This window comes from Curtobacterium sp. VKM Ac-2861 (assembly GCF_013204965.1).
GTDB lineage: Bacteria > Actinomycetota > Actinomycetes > Actinomycetales > Microbacteriaceae > Curtobacterium.
The window spans coordinates 155,336-177,843 of sequence record NZ_JABMLA010000007.1; the positions used below are offsets into that span (position 1 = coordinate 155,336).

General features: G+C 69.2%; 24 protein-coding genes. 16 read left to right on the forward strand and 8 right to left on the reverse strand.

What is annotated here, in order from left to right; genetic code table 11:
* Positions 1-118 precede the first annotated feature (118 nt).
* Positions 119-763, forward strand: a complete 645-nt coding sequence (locus tag HQQ88_RS17105; RefSeq protein ID WP_131880322.1) for a GntR family transcriptional regulator — start codon at positions 119-121, stop codon at positions 761-763.
* Between the two features lie 46 nt (positions 764-809).
* On the opposite strand, the gene HQQ88_RS17110 is transcribed toward HQQ88_RS17105, so the two are convergent.
* Positions 810-1,031, reverse strand: a complete 222-nt coding sequence (locus tag HQQ88_RS17110) for a hypothetical protein (protein ID WP_173170468.1) — start codon at positions 1,029-1,031, stop codon at positions 810-812.
* 32 nt (positions 1,032-1,063) lie between these two features.
* The gene (locus tag HQQ88_RS17115) at positions 1,064-1,639 is read right to left on the reverse strand and encodes a TetR family transcriptional regulator (protein WP_173170470.1); all 576 of its coding nucleotides are present in this window, start codon (positions 1,637-1,639) and stop codon (positions 1,064-1,066) included.
* A 182-nt stretch (positions 1,640-1,821) separates the two neighbouring features.
* Between HQQ88_RS17115 and HQQ88_RS17120 the strand changes: the two genes are divergently transcribed.
* From HQQ88_RS17120 to HQQ88_RS17160, 9 genes are all read left to right on the forward strand, one after another.
* On the forward strand, positions 1,822-2,343 hold the full coding sequence (locus HQQ88_RS17120; RefSeq protein ID WP_134194784.1) for a hypothetical protein: 522 nt from the start codon (positions 1,822-1,824) through the stop codon (positions 2,341-2,343).
* On the forward strand, positions 2,340-2,597 hold the full coding sequence (locus HQQ88_RS17125) for a hypothetical protein (protein ID WP_148061833.1): 258 nt from the start codon (positions 2,340-2,342) through the stop codon (positions 2,595-2,597). The genes HQQ88_RS17120 and HQQ88_RS17125 overlap by 4 nt, the downstream gene beginning before the upstream one ends.
* Positions 2,598-2,853: 256 nt before the next feature.
* Entirely contained in the window at positions 2,854-4,335 is a 1,482-nt protein-coding gene (locus HQQ88_RS17130; RefSeq protein ID WP_173170473.1) for a DUF6421 family protein, read from the forward strand.
* A complete protein-coding gene (locus HQQ88_RS17135) occupies positions 4,332-5,021 on the forward strand; it encodes an SDR family oxidoreductase (protein ID WP_367917044.1) in 690 nt (229 codons plus the stop codon). Before HQQ88_RS17130 ends, HQQ88_RS17135 begins: the two co-directional genes overlap by 4 nt.
* A gap of 4 nt (positions 5,022-5,025) precedes the next feature.
* The gene (locus HQQ88_RS17140; RefSeq protein WP_173170476.1) at positions 5,026-6,099 is read left to right on the forward strand and encodes a low specificity L-threonine aldolase; all 1,074 of its coding nucleotides are present in this window, start codon (positions 5,026-5,028) and stop codon (positions 6,097-6,099) included.
* A gap of 18 nt (positions 6,100-6,117) precedes the next feature.
* Positions 6,118-7,584: an SDR family NAD(P)-dependent oxidoreductase gene (locus HQQ88_RS17145; RefSeq protein WP_173170479.1), complete on the forward strand. Its 1,467-nt coding sequence runs from the start codon at positions 6,118-6,120 to the stop codon at positions 7,582-7,584.
* Between the two features lie 55 nt (positions 7,585-7,639).
* Positions 7,640-10,372 carry a LuxR family transcriptional regulator gene (locus tag HQQ88_RS20240; protein ID WP_173170481.1) on the forward strand — a complete coding sequence of 911 codons (2,733 nt, stop codon included), beginning with the start codon at positions 7,640-7,642 and terminating at the stop codon, positions 10,370-10,372.
* 138 nt (positions 10,373-10,510) lie between these two features.
* Positions 10,511-11,227 carry an alpha/beta fold hydrolase gene (locus HQQ88_RS17155; RefSeq protein WP_243692408.1) on the forward strand — a complete coding sequence of 239 codons (717 nt, stop codon included), beginning with the start codon at positions 10,511-10,513 and terminating at the stop codon, positions 11,225-11,227.
* Positions 11,228-11,274: 47 nt separating this feature from the next.
* Positions 11,275-12,111: an alpha/beta fold hydrolase gene (locus tag HQQ88_RS17160; protein ID WP_173170483.1), complete on the forward strand. Its 837-nt coding sequence runs from the start codon at positions 11,275-11,277 to the stop codon at positions 12,109-12,111.
* Between the two features lie 122 nt (positions 12,112-12,233).
* On the opposite strand, the gene HQQ88_RS17165 is transcribed toward HQQ88_RS17160, so the two are convergent.
* Positions 12,234-12,671 carry a hypothetical protein gene (locus tag HQQ88_RS17165; RefSeq protein ID WP_173170485.1) on the reverse strand — a complete coding sequence of 146 codons (438 nt, stop codon included), beginning with the start codon at positions 12,669-12,671 and terminating at the stop codon, positions 12,234-12,236.
* 82 nt (positions 12,672-12,753) lie between these two features.
* Positions 12,754-13,932, reverse strand: a complete 1,179-nt coding sequence (locus tag HQQ88_RS20245; RefSeq protein ID WP_173170487.1) for a GDSL-type esterase/lipase family protein — start codon at positions 13,930-13,932, stop codon at positions 12,754-12,756.
* Positions 13,933-14,022: 90 nt separating this feature from the next.
* Between HQQ88_RS20245 and HQQ88_RS17175 the strand changes: the two genes are divergently transcribed.
* Complete coding sequence (locus HQQ88_RS17175) at positions 14,023-15,516, forward strand: family 20 glycosylhydrolase (RefSeq protein WP_173170489.1); 1,494 nt, start codon at positions 14,023-14,025, stop codon at positions 15,514-15,516.
* A gap of 81 nt (positions 15,517-15,597) precedes the next feature.
* Here HQQ88_RS17175 and HQQ88_RS17180 read toward each other — a convergent pair whose 3' ends face one another.
* Positions 15,598-16,539, reverse strand: coding sequence for a LysR family transcriptional regulator (locus HQQ88_RS17180; RefSeq protein WP_173170491.1), 942 nt, complete (start codon positions 16,537-16,539; stop codon positions 15,598-15,600).
* Between the two features lie 119 nt (positions 16,540-16,658).
* Here HQQ88_RS17180 and HQQ88_RS17185 point away from each other — a divergent pair, with 119 nt between their 5' ends.
* Both HQQ88_RS17185 and HQQ88_RS17190 read left to right on the forward strand, forming a co-directional pair.
* A complete protein-coding gene (locus tag HQQ88_RS17185; protein WP_173170493.1) occupies positions 16,659-17,621 on the forward strand; it encodes a putative oxygenase MesX in 963 nt (320 codons plus the stop codon).
* Between the two features lie 20 nt (positions 17,622-17,641).
* Complete coding sequence (locus HQQ88_RS17190) at positions 17,642-18,691, forward strand: methionine synthase (protein WP_173170495.1); 1,050 nt, start codon at positions 17,642-17,644, stop codon at positions 18,689-18,691.
* A gap of 168 nt (positions 18,692-18,859) precedes the next feature.
* On the opposite strand, the gene HQQ88_RS17195 is transcribed toward HQQ88_RS17190, so the two are convergent.
* Together HQQ88_RS17195 and HQQ88_RS17200 are read right to left on the reverse strand one after the other, a co-directional pair.
* On the reverse strand, positions 18,860-19,705 hold the full coding sequence (locus HQQ88_RS17195; RefSeq protein ID WP_367917045.1) for a serine hydrolase domain-containing protein: 846 nt from the start codon (positions 19,703-19,705) through the stop codon (positions 18,860-18,862).
* Positions 19,706-19,815: 110 nt separating this feature from the next.
* Positions 19,816-20,055, reverse strand: a complete 240-nt coding sequence (locus HQQ88_RS17200; protein ID WP_173170499.1) for a PLDc N-terminal domain-containing protein — start codon at positions 20,053-20,055, stop codon at positions 19,816-19,818.
* A gap of 57 nt (positions 20,056-20,112) precedes the next feature.
* Here HQQ88_RS17200 and HQQ88_RS19975 point away from each other — a divergent pair, with 57 nt between their 5' ends.
* Together HQQ88_RS19975 and HQQ88_RS17210 are read left to right on the forward strand one after the other, a co-directional pair.
* On the forward strand, positions 20,113-20,517 hold the full coding sequence (locus HQQ88_RS19975; protein ID WP_216834990.1) for an SdpI family protein: 405 nt from the start codon (positions 20,113-20,115) through the stop codon (positions 20,515-20,517).
* A 129-nt stretch (positions 20,518-20,646) separates the two neighbouring features.
* The gene (locus HQQ88_RS17210) at positions 20,647-21,072 is read left to right on the forward strand and encodes a hypothetical protein (RefSeq protein WP_173170501.1); all 426 of its coding nucleotides are present in this window, start codon (positions 20,647-20,649) and stop codon (positions 21,070-21,072) included.
* A 684-nt stretch (positions 21,073-21,756) separates the two neighbouring features.
* Here the strand turns inward: HQQ88_RS17210 and HQQ88_RS17215 are convergent.
* Positions 21,757-22,278: a hypothetical protein gene (locus HQQ88_RS17215; RefSeq protein WP_173170503.1), complete on the reverse strand. Its 522-nt coding sequence runs from the start codon at positions 22,276-22,278 to the stop codon at positions 21,757-21,759.
* 81 nt (positions 22,279-22,359) lie between these two features.
* Here HQQ88_RS17215 and HQQ88_RS17220 point away from each other — a divergent pair, with 81 nt between their 5' ends.
* Positions 22,360-22,500, forward strand: a complete 141-nt coding sequence (locus tag HQQ88_RS17220) for a hypothetical protein (RefSeq protein WP_173170505.1) — start codon at positions 22,360-22,362, stop codon at positions 22,498-22,500.
* Positions 22,501-22,508 lie beyond the last annotated feature (8 nt).

Below are 22,508 nucleotides of genomic sequence, written 5' to 3' on the forward strand. Positions count from 1 at the left end.
GGGACAGTCTGGACCGCATTGTTCAACAATCGCAAGGGGGCGTTCTGCTCTGTAACACGACGGTCACACGGTGCGGGGTTCGCACCTGCGATGCCCGAGGCCGTGTCAGGATCGGGACATGACCCGAACCGTCAGTGGTGCCGACTCGACGGCCGACCGGCTGCGCACCATGATCGCGGCGGGCGAGTTCTCCCCCGGGGCACAGCTGTCGGAGGAACGGTTGAGCGACCAGCTCGGGGTGTCACGGAACACCCTGCGCGAGGCCTTCCGGCTGCTCGCGCGGGACCGGCTGGTCGAGCACGTGTTCAACCGCGGGGTCTTCGTGCGACGCCTCTCTGCCGAGGACGTCACGGACCTGTACTCCGCCCGTCGGGTGCTCGAGGAAGCCGCGGTCCGCGCGTGCTCGCCCACGTCACCGGCCCTCGATGCAGCCGCGGCGGCCGTCGCAGCTGCACGGGACGCTGCCACCGCGGGCGACTGGGGCGCCGTGGGCACCGCGGACATCCGGTTCCACTCCGAGCTCGTCCGAGCGGTCCCGAGCGCGCGCATCCACGGCCTGATGGACGGGCTGCTCGCCGAGATGCGGCTGGCCTTCCTGACGACCGACGACCCGGGGTCGTTCCACGCCGAGTTCGTGGACCGGAACGACGCGATCGTCGCGGCGTTGCGCGCCGGAGACCAGGCGGGAGCGTCGGCGCTGTTGGCGGACTACCTCGACGATGCGGAACGGACGCTGCGGGTGGCCGCGGACGCGGCAGGCTGACGGGAGGCCCGGTGCGGTTCCTGCCTGCGCGCTCGGCCCGCCTCGACTAGCGCTGGTACCGGCCGAGGCCGCGCTTCCTGTCGCGGAGTGCGACGGCGAGCATGCTGCCGCCCAGCAGGAGCCACAGGACGGCCATGATCGCGTGGAAGACACTCGGATCGATGATCGCCAGGACGCTCCAGAGCACCCCGACCGCGAGCCACACCACGCCGACCCAGACCAACGGCCGCCCGAAGGTCGCGCGGAGGAACCGGTTGTCGCTGCTCATGAGCCGAACCCTACGCCCGGCCGTGTGCCACGTCAGCCCCCGACGAGCGCCTTCACCGCGTCGATCACGATCTGCCGACGCCGCGCAGGTGCGACCGCCGCGACCAAGGAGCCGTACTCGGGGGAGGTCGAGCTCCAGAACGCGGCGAGGTGCATCACCAGACCGAGCAGCACCGCCGGCCGGTAGCTGCGCGGCAGGACCCCAGCGCGCTGGGCGTGCTCCACCGCGGCGACGGCCTCGGCGTTGCTCGCGATGACGGCTTCGAGCGCACCGTCGCTCCCCCGCTCGAGGCGGTGCCACGTCGCGAGCCGTTCGGCCCACGGACGCTGAACGTACGAGTCGTGCAGGCGAGCAGCCCACTCGGCGAGGTCGTCGGTGTCGACGGGGACCTCGTCGAACGTCTCAGCGACGGTCTGGGCGAGGAGCGCGTCGAACAGCCCCTCCTTGCTGCCGAAGTAGTGGAAGATCTGCGCCTTGTTGCTCGACGACGCCGCGGCGATCCGCTCGATCTTGGCGCCGACGAGCCCGGCCGCGGCGAACTCGTCGCGTGCTGCGAGCAGGAGTCGTGCGCGCATCGCGTCGGCGGCTGGGGGCGTGAAGCGTGCCATGCCGACAACCGTATCGACCGAGTCGACGCCGCGGAGCCGGACGGCCGCGATGCCGGGCCGGTCAGGCGCGCTGCCCTGAAGCACAGCAGCGAACACGACGCGCTGGTGACGTTGCACATTTCACCGGTTACCGGCAGGTTGGTGTTCATTCGGCGAGGGACGCCGATCAGGAGGGAAGACCCATGACGTCAACTACCGCCTCAGCGAGCAAGCTCGCAGTCGTTGGACTACTAGCAGCCGGACTGTGCGCACCGATGCTGGCCGCCCCGCCAGCTCAGGCAGCGACAGGAGCTCCATCGTCATCGGTCGCCTCGATCGTCCAGGATCTCGACCTTCAGGCCGTCGATGTCGAACGGGGATTAGCGCTCATCGAGAGCATTCCGGAAGCTGTACTGCTGAACGGCCAGTCTGCGTACGAGGAATGGGTAGCTGGTAACCCGACGATGCAGCGAGCGGCTCGGGCGAGCATCCTCGAGTGCACGGGCGCGATCGCCCTCATGATTGCATCGACGGCATTCCCAGTCGCCAAGATCTTGAAGATCAAACGTTTGATCAACTCACTCGGCGGTGTCACAAAGGCAGTCCGAATCATGTGGGGCGCTTCGTTCAGCTGGGAGAAGATCCGAGCCCTCGGCGGGGCCGCGGCCGCACTTGGTGCAGAGCTCCTCGGGGTCGCGGCCGTGAAGCGAGGGTGCTTCCGATGAGTCGCTGGACGCCAGCACTGATCATCCTCGGTGGAATCGCGTTGACCGCCTGCGCATGGCTCACGCTCGACCTGCTCTACTCGTGCATGGCCGCGCTCGCGACGATCACGTACGCCACCTTCGCACCGGGCATCGTGGGAAACACGCCGATCCCGCGAGGGTCAGCGCCTGACCCCAGCCAGGTGAAGAGATGGCGCGAAACGCACCCGGGCTCGACCGTGAGCGAAGCAATCGCAGCCGTCACGAAGCGCTAAGGAGTCGGCTCGGAGGCCTGTCGGGACAGCGCCTCCGAGCCCCTCCCAGTGCCGCTGGCTCCGCGCACCATGGCTGCCGGCGCGCGACCAGCGATGCATTCGTGCGCGAGAGAGTCGGTTTGCCGCGCGGAGAACGGCGCCGCGCACGAATCCCCCGGAAATGGGCAAGAATGCGTCCCCCGATCCTCCCTAGGCTCATGACAAGCGCACCACCACGCCGCAGATCCGCGGCTGACCCAATGACGGGAGGTTCGACATGTCACAGTTCGTCCAGGAGTTCACGCAGGGCGCCATCGTCGGAGAACCCGAGGTCGTCGAGGACCGCCCGTCGGTGCGCGAGGTCGCCGAGCATCCCGCGTGGACGCGACTGAAAGCCGCTGTCGTGTCGTTCCGTGCGCTGCAGACAGCCGATGGCTCTGTACCCGACCAGGCGGACCACGCGACCGCTTCCGAGCACCTGGCCACGATCCTCCCGGCCATTGCCGAACTGGCCCCGTTCTTTCCGCACGATGCGGCGTACCTCGCTGCACTGCAGCGCGATTTCGCACGCTGGGAACGCGACGGTTTCGGCGTTCCCGACTTCCTCGACGCCCTGAACGAGTTCCAGCCGCAACAGCACCGCATCGACGGACTCGGCCACCTGGTCGTCTTCCCGATGGTGACGCAGAACGGGAGTTCCTCGCGGTTCGTCGAAGCCGTCCTGGTCGAGGTCATCTGGCCGGAGTTCATCGCGGAACTCGAAGCGGGCGACTACAGCAACAAGCTCTTCGTCGCGTTGCGGTTCGTCGACTTCACGCCCGGGTACGACACGAATTCTGCGGTGCTGTTCCCCGAGACGGTCGCGATGCGCGAGATCCCGACGTTCACGTGGGGTGCGATCTTCCAGGACCGCGAAGCCGCTCGCTACCGCCGAGTCGTCCGTGCCGCTGCGGAGATCACCAAACTGGAGTTGCCGGACGACGCTGCAGCAATGCTCGACGACCAGGAGCTGACGGAACAGGTCTTCGTGATGTGGGACATCATCCACGACCGATCGCACATGCGCGGCGACCTGCCGTTCGACCCGTTCATGATCAAGCAGCGGATGCCGTTCTTCCTCTACTCGCTGGAAGAACTCCGCTGCGACCTGACGGCGTTCCGCGAATCCGTGCGGCTCGAACGCGCGCTTTCCGCTGTGCCGGATGCAGATCTCGACGAGGCGCAACGCGCGATCCGCGACCACGCCCGCCTGGTGCAGTACGCCGTCGTCTTCGACCGCATCTTCCGGTTCGCGATCACCGGCAGCCGTGTCCGGAACTACGACGGCCTCGGTGGGCAACTGTTGTTCGCGTGGATGCACCAGCACGATGTCCTGCACTGGACCGACACGCAGCTCACCATCGACTGGGATGCCGTTCCCGATGTGATCATCGCGCTCAGTGATCAGATCAACGAGTTGTACCGGCGGTCGATCGACCGGCCGAAATCGGCGCACTGGCTCGCTGCGTACGAGATGCTGACCCGGACGCTCACGCCGCACCCGGCATCGAGATGGGCGCGGGGACTGCCGGAGGAAACGCTCGCCGGAATGCCGAAGGGCTACACCGACGCGGTGCTCGACGACGAATTCCCGCTGTCGATGTTCTACGAGGCGCTGAACAAGAAGATGGCTGCGGTCATCGCTTCGACCGCCGGCATCACCGGCTCGTCGTCGGTTGCTCCGTCCGCTGTTCCGTCCGTTCCGGACGTCGCCGCGTGAGCGCTGGCTCCCTGTCCGGTCGCACGGTGCTGGTCGCGGGCGCGACCAGCACCAGCGGCGCGGCGGTCGCGCGCGCACTCACCTCCTCCGGGGCGGCCGTCGTCGCGGTCGGCACCAGACCCGACGCACTGGAGGCCCTGCACGCCTCCGTCCCGGGCGTCACGACCCACACGTGCGACCTCGCAGACCTCGGCGCGGTCACCGCGCTCGCGGCTGCGGTCCACGAGACGGCGGGACCGGTCGACGGGCTGGTCCACCTGGTCGGTGGGTGGCGTGGGGGCGGCGGCATCGCCGGCCAGTCGGACGACGACTGGGACTTCTTCGACCGGGCGTTCCGCACCCTGCGGAACACCACACGCGTCTTCTACGACGACCTGGTGGCGTCGCCGGCCGGACGGCTCGCGTTCGTCTCGTCCACCACCGTCGACTCCCCCACGGCGGGCGCCGCGAACTACGCAGCAGCCAAGGCCGCCTCCGACGCGTGGGTCCGTGCCGTCGCCCAGGGCTTCCGGAAGGACGCTCCGGACTCGGCGGCAGCCACGGTCTTCGTCGTCGGTGCCCTCGCCGGTCTCGAAGAGCGGCTCGGCGTCGAGGTCGTGCGGCTCTGGACGGCACCGCCAGCCGACGTGAACGGCGCCCGTCTCCCGCTCCCGGCCGCTCCAGCTGCGGCCTCGAACCTAGGATGAACCAGTGACCCTTCGACTCCACGACCTGGACCTGCGGGGCTTCGCCTCGGACAACTACGCCGGTGTCCACCCCGAGATCCTCGACGCGATCGCAGCGGCCAACGACGGCCACCAGATCGCCTACGGCGAAGACGTCTACACGGCCCGTCTCAACGAGGTGATCGGCGACCACTTCGGTTCGCAGGCGCAGGCGTTCCCGGTGTTCAACGGGACCGGAGCCAACGTCGTCGGGCTGCAGTCGATGCTGCCGCGGTGGGGCGCCGTCGTCTGCACCACGACCGCGCACATCCACACTGACGAAGCGGGCGCTCCCGAGCGCATCGGCGGGATCAAGCTGCTGCCGGTCGAGACCCCCGACGGCAAGCTCACCCCCGAGCTCATCGACAAGGAGGCCTGGGGCTGGGGCGACGAGCACCGCGCCCAGCCGCTCGTCGTCTCGATCACGCAGACCACCGAGCTCGGCACCGCCTACACGGTCGACGAGATCCGGGCGATCGCGGACCACGTCCACCCGCTCGGCATGACGCTGCACATGGACGGCGCTCGCATCTCCAACGCCGCCGCGACCCTCGGCCTGCCCCTGCGCGACTTCACCACCGATGCCGGCGTGGACGTGTTGAGCTTCGGCGGAACGAAGAACGGCATGCTCTACGGCGAGGCGATCGTGGTGCTCAACCCCGACGCGTCAGAGGGACTGCGCTACCTGCGCAAGATGAACATGCAGCTGTCGTCGAAGATGCGGTTCGTCTCCGCGCAGCTCATCGCGCTGCTGTCCGACGACCTGTACCTGCGCTCCGCCGGGCACGCCAACGCCATGGCCGCCCGACTCCGCGGCGCGCTCGAGGCCCGGATCGCCGACGGCAGCATCCAGGGCGTCGGGTTCAGCCAGGAGACCCAGGCCAACGGGGTGTTCGCGACGCTGCCCGCAGGGGTGGCCGAGCGGCTGCGCAAGCACTTCCGGTTCTACGACTGGGACGCCAGCCGCAACGAGGTGCGGTGGATGTGCGCCTACGACACGTCGGAGCAGGACATCGACGACTTCGTGGCGGCGTTGACGCGGGAGCTCGACGCGGCCTGATCCAACGTAGAATCCCGTGTGATCTCCGAGCAGCCCGAACCCAGCGGCATCCTCCCCGAGGACCTCGACGCCACACTCCGGGTGCTCGAGCAGATGAGCGACATCGACGAGACGCACCCCGACTTCGTGCGGGTGCGTCAGGCCACGGCGAAGATGTTCAAGGCCGTGAAGCGTGCGCACCGACTCGAGAAGCGCGCGGTCATCGCCGAGGCCGACCGCCTCGTCATCGCCGCCACCGCGACCGGAGCCGCCGACCGGATCGACGACGAGACCCGCGGGGTCCCGATCAGCACCTCGACCACGGCGTCCACCGCCGGCACCCTGCTGAAGTCACGCCCCTGCTACATGTGCAAGCAGCAGTACACGGTCGTCGACGCGTTCTACCACCAGCTGTGCCCCTCGTGCGCGGCGATGAGCCACGCGAAGCGTGATGCCAGGACGGACCTGAGCGGCAAGCGGGCCCTGCTGACCGGCGGCCGCGCGAAGATCGGCATGTACATCGCGCTCCGCCTGCTGCGCGACGGCGCCCACACGACCATCACGACGCGGTTTCCCCGCGACGCCGTGCGCCGGTTCACGAGCCTTCCGGACTCCGCCGACTGGATCTCGCGCCTGAAGGTCGTCGGCATCGACCTGCGTGACCCGGCCCAGGTCATCGGTCTCGCCGAGGACGTCGCCGCTGCCGGCCCGCTCGACATCCTGATCAACAACGCGACGCAGACCGTCCGCCGGTCGCCCGGCGCGTACCAGCCCCTCGTCGATGCCGAACTCGCACCGCTGCCGGACGGCCCGCTGCCCGAGCTCGTGACCTTCGGGCACACGAACGACCAGCACCCGCAGGCGCTCGCCCGGTCGGTGACGGCGCACCCGATCCTCGCGGCCGCCGCAGCCCGCGCCGACGAACTGACCGAGCAGGCCATGGCTCCGGGGTCGAGCTCGCTCAAGCGCCTGGCCATGGGCACCGCGATCGACGCCGGTGGTCTCGTGCCTGACCTGCACGACGTGAACTCGTGGACGCAGGCCGTCGACGAGGTCGACCCGCTCGAGATGCTCGAGGTCCAGCTCGCGAACACCACCGCGCCGTTCATCCTGATCTCGAAGCTCCGTCCAGCGATGGCGGCGAGCGAAGCGCACCGCACCTACGTGGTGAACGTCAGCGCGATGGAAGGGGTGTTCGGCCGGGCCTACAAGGGACCGGGGCACCCGCACACGAACATGGCGAAGGCTGCCGTGAACATGCTCACCCGCACGAGTGCGCAGGAGATGTTCGAGACCGACCGCATCCTGATGACGAGCGTCGACACCGGGTGGATCACCGACGAGCGACCGCACCCGACGAAGGTCCGGCTGGCGGAGGAGGGCTTCCACGCGCCGCTCGACCTCGTCGACGGGGCTGCACGCGTGTACGACCCGATCGTGCGGGGCGAGGCGGGCGAGGACGTGTTCGGCGTGTTCCTGAAGGACTACAAGCCCAGTTCCTGGTGAGCTCGGCGGCCGGAGCCGCTTCGCTGCGGTCCAGCAGCGCTGCCATACTGACGACGTGACGAAGGCGCAGCCCGTCATCGGGCGTGAGCGGGAGACCTCGGCTCTCCGAGACGCGGTCGGTCACGTGGACAGCGGTGGTTCCGCGTTCGTGATCGACGGCGAAGCGGGCATCGGCAAGTCGTCGCTGGTCGCCGATGTGCTCGAGCACGCGAGCCGCCGAGGACTGCGAGTGCTCACGACGACCGGCACCCTCGCTGAGTCGGCGGAGCCGTACTCAGCGCTCCACATGCTCCTGTACCCGTTGCGCGGCGGCATCGCGAACCTGCCGTCGCCGCAGCGACGGGCGTTGGACGTCGCGTTCGGGGTCGCCACGGGAATCCAGCCGTCGCCGCTCCTCGCCGGACTCGCCGCGCTGACCCTGCTCTCGGACGCGGCGGCCGAACGTCCGCTCCTGATCGTCGCCGAGGACCTGCACTGGATGGATGCACCCTCCGAGTGGGCGCTCCGCATGATGGCCCGTCGCGTCGGCGAGGACCCGGTCGTCATCGTCATGACCACGCGGAACACCGATGCGGTGGAGAACCCGGGCATCCGACGCCTGCACCTCCGTCCACTCGACCAGTCCGCTGCCGACGAACTGCTCGACGGAGTGCCTGGAGCACCGACGGGGCAAGCGCGACGCGACCTCGTGCTCCGCGCCGAGGGCAACCCCCTGGCACTGCACGAGCTCGGCCGGTCAACTGCGGCGGCCGAGCGCACGCGGGAACGACCCGTCGTCGGACGGGTCGAGAAGGAGTTCGCGGATCGGTACACGGAGCTCGACCAAGGGGTCCGGTTGGCGATCCTCGCCGTGGCACTGTCCGGCGGCACCGTCGCCGAGGAAGCCGCCCGAGTCGCCGCACGCGCAATCGGCAGGTTCCCGACACCGACCTGGACCGAGCAGGCATCAGCGGCCTCGCTCCTCGAGTGGGTCGCACCCCGTGCAATCCGGTTCCGGCACCCGCTCGTGCAGTCGGCGGTCCTGTCGGTGGCGTCACCGCCGGAGCGCACCGCTGTCCTCCGGTCGCTCGTGCTCGAGCACCAGGACGACCCGGCACGGACCATCTGGTGGCGCGCCGAGCTCGCCACCGGTCACGACGATCCCCTCGCGGACGAGATCGCCGCGCTCGGCGACGAACGGACCGCGATGTCCGACACCTTCGTCGCGAGCCGGGCGTACGAGCGTGCCGCCGAGCTGACGTCGGACGTGGCCCGACGCGTCGAGCGACGCATCGTCGCGGCGGAACTCGCCGGGCTGTCCGGCAGGACCTCAGACGCGTCGCTCTTGGTGCAACAGGCTCGCGACGAGGCGCCTCCCGGGTTGCTCGCGGCGCGCGCAGCGTGGGTCGCCGAGACCCTGCCCACTGGTCGGACGGGCCTGGCAGTCGGCGACCTCGGACCGGCGCTCCACGCCGTCTCCGAGATGCAGCTGGCAGGCGGCGTCGAACACGCCACCGCCGCACTGCTCCACCTGGCCGCGATCGCCTGGGACCACACTGCCGAGGCGGACCCGGGCGACCCGATGCTCGTCGTCGTCGAAGCCCTCGCGCTTCCCGAGGACGACCCTCGGTCGATCCTGCTGGCGGCCCGGACCGAGCCGCTGGCCCGGGGCGATCGTGTGCTGGAGCTCGCGTTGGCGGCGGCGCCCGCGGCCCTGGACGAAGAGACAGCGTGGCTCCTCGGGTACGCGCTCAACCTCGTGGGCGAGATCGACACGGCTCGTGTCCTGCTCGACCGTGCCCTCGCGAGCATGCAGACGCGTGGCGAGTTGCGGACGTTCCCGCAGGCCCTCATGGGGACCTCGATGACCACGTACCTCGCCGGGGACGTCGCCCGGGCGCGCGCCCTCGCGCAGCAGGCCGCGTCGCTCGGACGGGACCTGGGCGACGCCGGGTTCTCTGCCGCGGCGCGGTGCGCGCTCGCCTGGTTCGACGCCCTCGAGGGCGAACAGCCCGACACCGAGCGGATCGCCGGCGGGACCGAGGCGGGCGCGCAGGTGCTCCGCTCGAGTGCGATGCGCGCAACGCTGCTCGGCGCGACCGGATTGGCGCACCTGGTCTCCGGCCGGGCAGCGGACGCACTCGAGCCCCTGCGACGTCTCTTCGACCCCGACGACGACGCGTTCAACCCGACCTTCGCCGTGCTGACCTCCCACGACTACGTCGATGCCGCGCTGGAGTCCGGCAACCGACCGGACGCCGAGCAGCGGTTGGCGGACCTCGAGCGGCTCCACGAGCGGTGGCACGCTCCCCTGGTGCGCACGGCCGTCCACTCCGCCCGGACCGCGCTCCTGTCGGACGACGACCTCGAGTCGGCGTGGGCGACCCTGCAGCACGATCGTTGGCCGGTCCCGTACGTGCAAGCGCGAGCGCTCCTCCGACTCGGTCGCCGTCTGCGTCGCGCAGGGCGGAGCACCACCGCCCGAGCAGTCCTGCACGCAGCCCTGGACCTGTTCGAGGCGATGCCCGCACCGATCTGGGCAGAGCGGACACGAGACGCCATCCGGGCCACGGGCGAGCGCCTGCCGACGACGGGGCAACGCAGCATCGACCTGCTCACCCCGCAGGAGCTCCGGGTCTGCACGCTCGCAGCCCAGGGCCTGAGCAACCGCGCCATCGGCGAACACCTCTTCGTCTCCCCCAGGACGGTGGGCGCCCACCTGTACGCGGCGTTCCAGAAGCTCGGCGTCTCGACCAGGCAGCAGCTGCCGTCGGTCCTGGCACCCGGGGCGACCGCGGCGGACGACTAAGTCACACGACGCCACATCTCGGTCATCGTGACCGATGTGCACCGCCGGCCCGCGGCCCTAGCGTCACGGATGGAAGCAGACGCTTCCACCACCGACGGAGGTCCACGGCACCGGCTGTGGACCGGGACGGACCGCACCGTGACCGAATCGCCCACCATCGTCCTCATCCACGGAGCCTTCGCCGACGCCGCCAGCTGGGCGCCCGTCACGAAGCTCCTCCTCGATCAGGGGCACGAGGTCCTCGTTCCGCCCGTGTTCAACCGCAGCCTGTCCGGCGACGCGGCCTACATCCAGTCGTTCGTCGAGCAGATCGACGGACCGGTCCTGCTCGCCGGGCACTCCTACGGCGGTGCGATCCTCACCGTCGCAGGCGTCGCCGAGAACGTCGTCGGGCTCGTGTTCGTCGCCGCCTACGCGCTCGAGGAGGGCGAGAGCCTCGGCGCCCTCCAGGGCGGGTTCCCCGACAGCGACCTCGCGGCGAACCTCGTCTACGCGCCCTACCCCGTCGACGGCGCCGAGCCCGGCACCGACGTCTCGGTGGCCATCGACGCCTTCCCCGCGGTCTTCGCGGGCGGCCTCGACCTCGAGAAGGCCAAGGTCCTCGCAGTGTCGCAGCGCCCGCTGTCCGCGGTTGCGTTCGGCGAACCCGCATCCGTCGCGGCGTGGAAGACCAAGCCGTCCTGGGGCATCGTCTCCAGCGCCGACCACACCATCAACCCGGACGTCGAGCGTTTCGGCTACCAGCGCGCCGGGGTCCGCAAGGTGGTCGAGATCGACGGACCACACCTGGTGATGCAGACGCACCCCGCCGAGGTCGCGGCCTTCATCACGGACGCCATCGCCGAACTCGGCTGACCACCCACCGACCACCACAACCGAACACCAGCCACAGGAGACCGACCATGGGTTACGTGACCACCGACGACGGTGCAGAGATCTACTTCAAGGACTGGGGCAACGCCGATGCGCAGCCGATCGTGTTCCACCACGGCTGGCCGCTGTCCTCCGACGACTGGGACGCGCAGATGCTGTACTTCCTGGCCGAGGGCTTCCGCGTGATCGCGAGCGACCGACGGGGCCACGGGCGCTCCTCGCAGATCGGCACCGGCCACGACATGGACCACTACGCCAGTGACGTGTCCGCCGTCGTCGAGCACCTCGATCTGCACGATGCGATCCACATCGGACACTCCACCGGTGGTGGCCAGGTCGCCCGCTACGTCGCGAAGTACGGTCAGCCGCAGGGCCGGGTCGCCAAGGCTGTCCTCGTGTCCGCCGTGCCGCCCCTGATGGTGAAGACCGACGCGAACCCCGAGGGCACCGACATCTCGGTCTTCGACGGGTTCCGCCAGGCACTCGCCGCCAACCGCGCCGAGTTCTTCCACGCCGTCGCCTCCGGCCCGTTCTACGGCTTCAACCGTGACGGCGTGACGCCGTCCGAGCCGGTCATCGCCAACTGGTGGCGTCAGGGCATGACGGGCAGTGCCGTCGCGCACTACGAGGGCATCAAGGCGTTCTCGGAGACGGACCAGACCGAGGACCTGCGCGCGATCACCGTGCCCGTCCTCGTCCTGCAGGGCGACGACGACCAGGTCGTGCCCTACGCGGACGCCTCGCTGAAGCAGGCAGAATTGCTCAGCGACTCGACCTTGAAGGTCTACGAGGGCTACCCGCACGGCATGCTGACGACGCACGCGGACGTCATCAACCCGGACATCCTCGCGTTCATCCGCGGCTGACGTCGCTGACGCTGCGTTCGCAGCAACCCGGACTGGAGGCGCGGTGCGGGTGAGTCGATCGACTCACCTGCACCGCGCCTCCAGTCCGTTGCCCACCGTGCGTCAGCGGCCCGGCCGGCGGTTCAGAACAGGTAGCCGCCGGACGCGAAGTCCGTGACGAACTCAGCGACGACGAAGGCCGCCAGGAGGCCGGCGAGCGTGCCCAGAGCGGCGAAGGACCCCGGTTGCCACCGGCGCCGACGGGCGACCACCCAGCACGTCCCGACGACGGCGATGACACCCGAGACGAGCGGATACGCGATGAGGACGACCGAACTCGCGTCGTAGTTGCAGTTCCTCGCGGTGTCCGTGCACCCGACGAAGGCCATCTGGCTGAGCACGACCCAGAACCAGGCGAGGGGCGCGGCGACGTAGGTGACGGCCAGCGTGACAGCGGTCACGACGAGGTCGATCGCGCCGGGCTTCGTCGGGACGTACGGTGTCCGAGGCTGCGCTCGTGCCGGGCGGAGGTACGCGTCCTCATCGGGGCCGAGCCACTGGTGGTTGCGTTGCTCCCCCATGCGCTCACGCTAGTGGATCGTCGCACCACTCCGGGGATGCCTCGGTCCAGGGCTCGACGGCCGCACGGAGCAGCTCCGCCCCTCAGTCGCCCTCGTGCGCAGCCAGGGTGGCGAGTACGAGCTTCGTGATCCGACGCTGCCCTTCGTCGTTGGGGTGGATGCCGTCCGTCGAGTAGATCCCCGTCCCGGACGTGTCGGCCTCGGGGAAGGTGTCAGCCATGCTGACGTACGCGGCTCCGCCCTTCGCCGCGGCACGCTTGATCTCGGCGAGGTAGCTCGACCACGGCTCCGCCATGCCGTCCGTCATGCTCGAGGCCGGGGTGAACTCGCCGATCACGAGCAGCGAGGGCTTCGTGGGCAGCGCCGCGAGCGTCTCGAGGAACGCCACGTACTGGGCGCCGAGCTCGTCGGGTGTGAGGTTCGCCGCGTCGTTGCCGCCCAGCGTGATCGTGATGAGGTCCGGAGCAGCACGACGCATCGCCGTCAGGAAGCCCTCTTGGTTCATCGTGAACGTCGCGATCGTCGAGCCCGAGTGCGCGGAGTCGTAGCGGTGGATGCCCGCGTCCCGGTCGCCGTCGTAGATCGTGAACCCCAGCAAGGAGAACGGCGCGACGGCGGTGACGGTCACCGTGTGCTCCCCGCTCGACAGTCCGTCCACCTTCGTGATCGTCCCGGTACTGGCAGTCCCGGTGGTGGCGACGGTCGTCGGTGCGGCTCCGTCGACGCTGTAGGTGAAGTCGCCGGAGCCGGGGTAGCGCGCCCACCAGATGTCGATCCCGGTGCCCGTGAAGCCGTAGCTCCGCGAGGCGCCCGCCTGCATCGCGACCGATCGGTAGCCGAGGTCGGGGGTGGTGATGTCGAACTGGCTCTCCCCCGTGCGCGCCGTCGCCCAGTCACCCCAGGTCGAGTCCGGTGCGTACACGGCGAACTGCGCCGGGAGGTACCCGGCCCCTCCGGTGACCCCGTTCGTCGGGTGCTCCGTGCGCAGCTGGTCGAGCGTGAGGTCCATCCACCGGGTGGAGCGTGACGAGGCGCCCTGCCCCTCGGTGATCGAGTCCCCCAGGGCGACCCAGTTCGCGGGCGCCTCGGTCCGGTCGGCCACGGCGGCGTTCCAGGTCGCGAGCGGCTCGGCGACCTCCGGGGTCTTCGCCGCGGAGCACCCCGTCGCGACGATCGACACGATTGCGACGACCAGGCCGGCGACGAGCCGGGGCGCCCCGCGACGCCGACCGCGATCGGTGGTGCGCTCGTGGCCGTTCACGTTGTCTCCCCTGGGTGGGATGTGGTCCGCGACCGGGCGCCGGGTCGGGCAATGCTAACCGCGCAACCCTGGTGAACTACCGTCGTCTCCGTGCCCTCCTCCACCGGGACTCCGGACCCGACTGCCGGTCCGCCGACCGCGCCGCACTCCGTCAGACGGACCATCGCGGTCGGTCTGGCGATCGCCGTGTCGGCAGCAGCGCTGGTCGGCATCGATGCGGTCGCCGGGTCCGCTGACACCGCGGCGTCGCCGGTGACGGTGACCAAGGTCACCGCGGCGTCCACCGTCACCTCGACCGGCAGCGCCGTGCGGGCCACCCTGAAGGTCACGAACACCACCTCGGTGCGGAAGCCAGCTTCGTCGGCCTGGCTCTCCCTGTCGACCGGCACGAAGAAGTACTCGCTCGGCCGGGTCGCGGTGCAGGCACTCGCCCCGGGCTCGAGCACGACGGTCAGCGCGGTCCGCACGACGCCTTCCCGTGCCGCGGCCGGGAAGTACTCGGTCCTCGCCTGCGTGGGTGCGTACTCCGGGCAGCACTGCCGCACGTCCGCTTCGACCGTCACCACCAAGCCGACGCCCCGACCACGTCCCCAGACCGGCGTGATGCTCGACGTCGCTCGCGCCTACTACCCCGTGGCACTGATCAAGCGGTACATCGACCTGCTCGCCGACGACGGCGGCCGCTTCCTGCACCTGCACCTCACCGATGACCAGAACGTCGGGATCGAGAGCAAAGTCCTCGGCCAGACCCTCGCGAACGCCGATCTCGACCACGGCGTCTACACGAGCCGCGTGACCGGCCGTCCGTTCCTCAGCGCCGCACAGGCACGCACGATCGCCGGGTACGCGGCGAAGCGGCGGATCGCGATCGTGCCCGAGGTCGACACTCCCGGCCACATGGCTGCCGCCTTCGCCCTGCTCGAGGCGGAGCACGGCACGAAGTGGGTCGACCGCATCCGTTCGGGCGAGAGCGAGCTCGACCCGTCGGCGCCGGGCAGTCTCGCGCTGGCGACCAAGCTGTACGCCGAGGTGCAGCGGACGTTCCCGTCCAGCCGCACCGTGCACATCGGTGGGGACGAATGGGGCGGCGACGTCACCGCCGCTCAACGCGTCGCGTGGATGAACGCGATGGCGGCCGCGCTCGGCAACCGCGAGGTGTGGGCCTGGAACGACGGGATCGATCGCGCTGCGGTCGGGCGACTGGACCCGCGCATCCACGTCACGTACTGGAGCTTCGACGGTGACACCGAGGACGCAGCCGAGCGCCGCGAACGCCGAGCACGCCGGGCCAGTGCGGGCGACCTGCAGCAGGCCGGGATCGACCTGCTCAACTACAACTCGTACTACCTGTACGAGGTGCCGACCGACCTCGACCCCGCCGACAGCGACTACACCGTCGCCGACCTCCGCGAGCACTGGTCACTCCGGACGTGGGACGGCGACTCCGGTGCGCTTCTCGCTGCTCCGATGTCGGGCGCGGCCGTCGCGATCTGGGGCGAGGACCTCGACAGTCCACCCGCTGACGCGCTCCTGCGGTGGAGCGCGCCGCACGTGAAGGCGATGATCGAGACCGCAGCCTCCTGACGGACGCGTGTCGTGCCTCCCGGCCGACCGCCGGAACCGCCGGACCACCGGAGCCGCCGGACCACCGGAACCGCCACCTGCCTACCCGAGCGGCTCGACGCCGTAGCCGGCGACCACCGCGCGCAACTCGTCCAGGTACGTCTGCGCCTGCACGGTGAGGGGAACCGAGGCGTGCGCGATCCAGCCGATCTCGATGCGTTCGTCGACGTCGAGGGGGATGGCGACGATCTCGGGGTCGAGGTCGTCGCTGATGAGCCCGGTCGAGATCGTGTAGCCACCCAGACCGATCATGAGGTTGAAGATCGTCGCCCGGTCCGAGACACGGATCTCCCGCTTGCTCGACATCGTCGACAGGATCTCCTCGGACAGGTAGAAGGAGTTGTTCGCGCCTTGGTCGAACGTCAGCCGAGGCAGGTCGGCGAGGTCCTCGAGCGTCGCACGCTCCCGTGACGCGATCGGGTTCCGCCGGGCCACGAAGATGTGCGGCTCGGCGACGAACAGCGGCGTGAAGACGACCCCGGCGTCCCGCAGCAGCTTGCCGAGCACCTGCTTGTTGAAGTCGTTGCGGTAGAGGATGCCCACCTCGCTCCGCAGCGTGCGGACGTCCTCGATGATGTCCCAGGTGCGTGTCTCGCGCAGCGAGAACTCGTACTCGTCTGCCGCCGCGCCCTCGACCATGCGGACGAAGGCCTCCACGGCGAATGAGTAGTGCTGGGAGGACACCCCGAGCAGCCGACGCGACCGCTGCCGGCCGATGTAGCGCTGCTCGAGCAGGGAGACCTGCTCGATGACCTGCCGGGCGTACCCGAGGAACTCGACGCCGTCGACGGTGAGCACGACTCCCCTGGCCGAGCGCACGAAGAGGGGACGCCCGATCCGGGTCTCGAGGTCCTTCATCGCCGCGGACATCGTCGGTTGCGACACGTAGAGCAGATCGGCAGCGGCACTGATCGAGCCCTCGGTCGCGACCTCGATGAAGTACCGGAGCTGCTGGAGGGTGATGTCGTTCGGGACCCGAGCCATAGGCTGAACCTATACCGCCGCATAGCGTCTCGGTATTACCTGATGGCCTGCGGTTCCCGTCATGATCAAGGAACCCCTTCCCCAGCGCCCTCGGGCGCTCGACGAACAGATTGCCGACCATGGCGAACGACCTCACCTTCAGCATCACCCGGACCCGCTTCGACGAGGACTACTCCCCCGCCGACAGCTCCCGGCTGACCACGAACTTCGCCAACCTGGCGCGCGGCGAGCACCGTCAGCAGAACCTCCGTGCTGCGCTCGCGATGATCGACGGGCGTGCGAACGAGCTCTTGGCTGCCGGCGATCGCTACCGCCTGCAGCTCGACATCGTCTCGGCCGCGCTGGCGTTCTCCGATGGTGGAGCCGACGCCGAGTTCCCGCTGCTCGAGATGCTCGACGTCACGATCGTCGACCAGCACACCGGCGAGCACCACCACGGCATCCTCGGCAACAACTTCTCGTCGTACCTGCGCGACTACGACTTCTCGGTGCTGCTGCCGTCGTCTCAGGGCCTGCCGTCCGACTTCGGCGTGTTGCACGGGGCGCTCTTCCAGCGCTTCCTGGAGTCCCCCGCGTTCCGCTCGGACTTCAGCGCCGAGCCCGTCGTCTGCATCAGCGTCTCGACGAGCCAGACCTACCGCCGGACCGGGTACGTCCACCCCGTCCTCGGCGCCGAGTACGAGCACGAGCACTCCTCGCTCACCGACGACTACTTCGGTCGGATGGGCATGCGGGTCCGGTACTTCCAGCCCGCCGGAGCGTCGGCCCCGCTCGCGTTCTACACGCGCGGTGACCTGACCGGGGACTACACGGACCTGCAGCTCATCGGCACGATCGCCACCATGGAGACGTTCCAGAAGATCTACCGCCCGGAGATCTACGCCGCGAACACCCCGGCTGGGAGCACCTACCAACCCACCCTCGACCACACCGACTTCACGCCCACCCCGGTCACCTACGACCGCGAGGAGCGCAGCCGCCTCGGGATCACCCAGGGTCGGTGGACCGAGGAGCACCTCGTGACGCCGCACCACGCGCTCCTCTCGCGCTTCGCTGCCGACGCCGCCGTTCCTTCTCTTTGATCGTTAGGACTCGCAACAGCATGAGCACCCTCCTGCCCACCTCGATCGTCGGCAGCCTGCCGAAACCGTCCTGGCTCGCCGAGCCCGAGCGACTCTGGTCCCCCTGGCTGCTCGAAGGAGACGCCCTGACCGAGGGCAAGCAGGACGCCCTCCGCTCCGCCGTCCACGAGCAGGAGCGCCGTGGCATCGACATCGTCAGCGACGGCGAGCAGACCCGCCAGCACTTCGTCACGACGTTCATCGAGCACCTGGACGGGGTCGACCTCGAGCGCAAGGAGACCGTCCGCATCCGCGACCGGTACGACGCGGCTGTCCCGACCGTCGTCGGTGCCGTGAGCCGCCGGGCGCCCGTGTTCGTGGACGACGCTCGCTTCCTGCGCGCCCAGACCGACCGTCCGATCAAGTGGGCGCTCCCCGGCCCGATGACCATGATCGACACCCTCTCCGACCAGCACTACAAGAGCCGCGAGAAGCTGGCGTGGGAGTTCGCCACGATCCTCAACCAGGAAGCGCGCGAGCTCGAAGCCGCCGGCGTCGACATCATCCAGTTCGACGAGCCCGCCTTCACCGTCTTCCACGACGAGGTGCAGGACTGGGGCGTGGCCGCACTCGAACGCGCCACCGAGGGCCTGCACGCCGAGACCGCCGTGCACATCTGTTACGGCTACGGCATCGAGGCGAACAACAAGTGGAAGGAGACGCTCGGAGCCGAGTGGCGGCAGTACGAGCAGTCGTTCCCGCTCCTGCAGCAGTCGTCGATCGACATCGTCTCGCTCGAGTGCATCCACTCCCACGTTCCCCTCGAGCTCGTTGAGCTGATCCGCGGGAAGAAGGTCATGCTCGGGGCGATCGACGTCGCGACCGAGACCGTCGAGACGCCGGAAGAGGTCGCGGAGGTGCTGCGTCGGGCGCTCGAGTTCGTCGACGCGGACAAGCTCATCCCGAGTTCGAACTGCGGGATGGCTCCGCTGGCGCGTGGGGCCGCGCTGGACAAGCTCGGGGCGCTGTCCGCTGGCGCAGACATCGTGCGGGCTGAGCTCGTCGGCTCGGCGGTCCCGTCAGCGCGTTAGTCGTCGTCAACTGCAGGGCGGCTCCCTTCCGCAAGGAGGAGAGCCGCCCTCTTCGTTTCGCCCGCCTCGTGCTCGGCTATCGATCCGGCCTGGAGGCGCGGCTGCCGTCCGGCTGACAGGTCCGGTTGGCACTGGCGTCGCCCTTCACCGCCTCCACCAGCTCGGTCATCAGCCGTCGCGTGTCGGCCGCGCCTCCTGCTCGATGAGCGCCGCGGCGATCGCGTCTGCCGCATGCGGAGCCTTCGCGAGGGCGTGGACCGCGGCAGTGACTCCTGCCGCGTTGGCGATGACCGCTCCTGCCGCTCGCACCTCTCCGTTGATCCAGATCGATGCCCCTTCCCGCTGCCAGCTCACCGTGCGGGAGGGGCCAGCTCCAGGTTCGAGCGCCCAATGGGCGTAGCGACAGAGATCCTCGAACGTGGACCAGACGCCGCCTGCAGCCGCGAACGACGATTCTCCGAGCGCCCACGGCTTGATCGCACGACCGAAGAGCTTAGGAACCACGCGATCTACCGGAGCGGGCACGAGGGCCGCAGAGCCAATCCCCGCCGGCTCGAGGACGTGCTGGCGCACAGCGTCGAACCAGTCGCCGTGCACCTCGTCGAGTACCGCGCCGAGCAGCGCGCACCCGAGGTTCGAGTACACGAAGCGGCCTCGCGGCGTGGCCGGCACCGCAGCTGCCAGATCCAGAGAAACCCCGACGGACTCTCGGTACGGGTCGCCGAACAGACGGTCGCGCATCGTGGCGGGAAGCCGTGGCAAGCCCGAGGTGTGGTGGACGAGGTCAGCAATGGTCATGTCGGCATCGGGCACACCGGGGAGGTAGTGCACGACCGGCCGCTCGACCTCGAGTGTGAGCCAAGCCGTCGTGCCCACGAGTCCCTTCGTGATGCTCCCCCACTCGAGCATCGAGGCAGTGGCGTAGGGCCCGCGGGGCTCACGGACGGTTCGCCAGCCGTCAGCCGTGCGAAGACTCGCTCGCCAGAGCCCTTGAAGTTCACGCGGGGTCCGCACCTGATCTCTTCCTCCGCAGAAGCGTCGTCAAGGCGTCTGCAGCGCCGTTCCGCCGCGACCGGACTCGGGACTGGCGGCTCGGGACATCACCGATCGCCATTCGATGGGAATCAGGCGTCGTCATCGAGGTACCGAAACCTCTGCCGCCGCCCGCGGAGCCGAACGGCGAACCACGACACCGGACCGACGAAGGGGACGAAGAGGACGACGAGAGCCCAGGCGAGCAAATGCCATCCCGTCGGTGACGCGGCTCTGATCAGCGACGTGAGAGCTGCAAGGGAAAGCAACAGCCCGAGGATGCAGACGCTCATCGCGGCACCATCCAGCGCCGTCGGGACGAGAGGACTCACGCCCAGTCCTCCGTCGGTCTCGACATTCCGTCCGCTGCCCTTCTCGGCGACGAAGAGGTGACCATCGAAACATTGCCGTTCATACATCGGCACACTAGCGTCGAACTTATGGATGGAGCAATGGTGTTTGCGCTGGCTCTCGAGGTCGGTGCCGCGGTACTCGTGACCTGGGTGACCTGGAGAGCCGCGAACGGGTCGCTGGCTCGGAACGATCTCGCCGGCGTCCGGACCCGGATCACGATGTCCAGCGATGCGGCCTGGCGCATCGGGCATCATGCGGCACTGCGTCCCACCGTCATCAGCGGGACGATCACCGTGGCTTGGTGCATGGTCAGCATCGGTCTTGCGCCGCTCCGCCATCCGATCTCGGTCCTCGTGGCCGCAGGAGTGCTCGTCGGCGACGCAATCCTGTCGATTCCGGTGGCGCACCGTGCAATCCGTCGGGCCTCCCTCGAGAGCTGATCGCGAAGTCGTCTCTGCCAGGTCTGCGTGCCACGCGCCGGACAGGAGACACGGTGCCAGCTGGCACCGTGCCTCCTGTCCAAACACGCGTTGCCGCGAAGCGTCAGGCGCACGGCGTTGACTACGCCCATGATCTCCAAGAGCCTCATCCATCAGGTCGAGAGCGCGACGGTCCGGGATCGCGACGGCGCGATGGTCGGCAATGTGACGCAAGTGTTCCCCTCCGACGAGGACGGAAGCGCGGCCTACGTCAGCGTCGCGACGGGAATGCTCGGGAGACACCAGGCGCTGGTCCCGGTCGAGGACGCCACCTTCGACGGTACGGATCTGCACGTCGGGTACACGAAGAACGCAATCAAGGGCGCGCCATCCCTCGGAGTCGGACACATCCTGTCCCCTGCCGAGGCGAACGCCGTCCGCAAGCACTTCGGGCTCTCCCCCGCCGGCAAGGCCACCGGCGACATGGGCGACGCGCACGAAAACCTCAATCAGGCCGGGACAGGTCCGGCAGGCGCGGACGACACCGAGGGCGCTGGGACGACGCCGCCGGCGTGAACGGTGCCTGAGCGATGACGTCCGCCTGCGTTCCGTACTCCCTACAAGCGGACCTCGGCGCGCCCCGCCCACGTGCCAATAGGAGTCTTGAGCCGAGCGTGCGCCAGCGGCTGAACATACGATCCGATGGCGGGATCTAGCAGGGCTCGGGGTTGGCGGTGGCCGAGGGCTCTGGATGGGCACCCTTCGACGATCGCCGTCGTGCAGGGTGGCCGCTAGAGGACTACGGCCAGGACGACCCATCCGACGATCGCTGATGCCACTACCAACAAGAGCGGGGAGACCGACACTGGTCGTCCCTCAGGCGGTCCTCGCCGTTCTCGCACGACGACGAAAACGACGCTGGCTGTGAGAACCCCAAGTACGACGGCCCATACCGCCCACCAGGCACCCCCACGTCCCAATGCAAACGCAAGCCAGCCGCCCTGGGCCGGAAGTAGGAGGGCTCCGCCAACTCGGTCGGCCACCGCACGTCGTCGCCGGCCACGGTTCCGCCGCGCGCCGAGCTCACGATCACGGACCATCCGCTCAATCTAGCGAGCGAGCGGACTATGACCCGATTCTGTCAACCGCTGTGGTGTCGGAGCATCCAGCGCGTCCGGTCGACGATCCGCTTGCGGACGGGCTGACTGCCTCTAGCGGTAGCCCCCATGGCTCGGAGTCGCCGGTACCGCACGGGCTTGGTCAGCGGCCCATGCCGAGCGCGGACTCGATCCGGCTGATCGTCCGGCGCATCGCATACTCGTCTTGCGCCGGCTGGTCGTCGGCCACCCACAGGTGGACCGCTCCGAGCTCCAATGTTCTGGGTGCAAGGTGGACCACGATCCCCCATCTGCGCGCGACACCGCGCGGCGTGGGCTCGCTGAACACATCGAAGCCGAGCGCCTCCGAACGGTGGGCGATCGGGGACCCCTGCCCATCGTTGCGCGTCGACCAGCTCGTAATGCCCGTCCGGTCGAAGCCGAGGTCGCACGGGAACCAGATGCGCAGTCTGGGGCTCCAGGCTGCGAGGTCGGCGGCCGTCGATTCTGTCGCGTGCGCGGTGACGAACGCGGTACCGGGATGGATCTCGGCCTTCTGTTGTAAGCGCGCCCGCCGGCGGTGGTTGACCTCGGTGGTGACACAGGCGACACCGAACCCGAACGTGATGAGGATGCCGAGACGGAGCTCGGTGGACAGGGCCCGTCCCTCGTCGGTGCCGATCAAGACCGCGAGGACGATCGTCGCGGCGCCGAAGACGACGGTGATGGCGGCGAGGACGATCGTCGACGGGCGCACGGCTCGACAATGCCAGAACCCGCGGTGCAGCGGAATGCTCACACCGTCACCGTCACCGTCACCGTCACCGTCACCGTCACCGTCACCGTCACCGTCACCGTCACCGTCACCGTGAGCACTGCGACAGCGGAGTGCGAACCGTCCGGTTGACGATCCGC

What these genes read in the sequence shown, in the direction of transcription:
- HQQ88_RS17105 (WP_131880322.1), top strand. Translation starts at nt 119, where the DNA reads ATGACCCGAACCGTCAGTGGTGCCGACTCGACGGCCGACCGGCTGCGC.
- HQQ88_RS17110 (WP_173170468.1), bottom strand. Translation starts at nt 1,031, where the DNA reads ATGAGCAGCGACAACCGGTTCCTCCGCGCGACCTTCGGGCGGCCGTTG.
- HQQ88_RS17115 (WP_173170470.1), bottom strand. Translation starts at nt 1,639, where the DNA reads ATGGCACGCTTCACGCCCCCAGCCGCCGACGCGATGCGCGCACGACTC.
- HQQ88_RS17120 (WP_134194784.1), top strand. Translation starts at nt 1,822, where the DNA reads ATGACGTCAACTACCGCCTCAGCGAGCAAGCTCGCAGTCGTTGGACTA.
- HQQ88_RS17125 (WP_148061833.1), top strand. Translation starts at nt 2,340, where the DNA reads ATGAGTCGCTGGACGCCAGCACTGATCATCCTCGGTGGAATCGCGTTG.
- HQQ88_RS17130 (WP_173170473.1), top strand. Translation starts at nt 2,854, where the DNA reads ATGTCACAGTTCGTCCAGGAGTTCACGCAGGGCGCCATCGTCGGAGAA.
- HQQ88_RS17160 (WP_173170483.1), top strand. Translation starts at nt 11,275, where the DNA reads ATGGGTTACGTGACCACCGACGACGGTGCAGAGATCTACTTCAAGGAC.
- HQQ88_RS17165 (WP_173170485.1), bottom strand. Translation starts at nt 12,671, where the DNA reads ATGGGGGAGCAACGCAACCACCAGTGGCTCGGCCCCGATGAGGACGCG.
- HQQ88_RS17180 (WP_173170491.1), bottom strand. Translation starts at nt 16,539, where the DNA reads ATGGCTCGGGTCCCGAACGACATCACCCTCCAGCAGCTCCGGTACTTC.
- HQQ88_RS17185 (WP_173170493.1), top strand. Translation starts at nt 16,659, where the DNA reads ATGGCGAACGACCTCACCTTCAGCATCACCCGGACCCGCTTCGACGAG.
- HQQ88_RS17190 (WP_173170495.1), top strand. Translation starts at nt 17,642, where the DNA reads ATGAGCACCCTCCTGCCCACCTCGATCGTCGGCAGCCTGCCGAAACCG.
- HQQ88_RS17210 (WP_173170501.1), top strand. Translation starts at nt 20,647, where the DNA reads ATGATCTCCAAGAGCCTCATCCATCAGGTCGAGAGCGCGACGGTCCGG.
- HQQ88_RS17220 (WP_173170505.1), top strand. Translation starts at nt 22,360, where the DNA reads ATGCCAGAACCCGCGGTGCAGCGGAATGCTCACACCGTCACCGTCACC.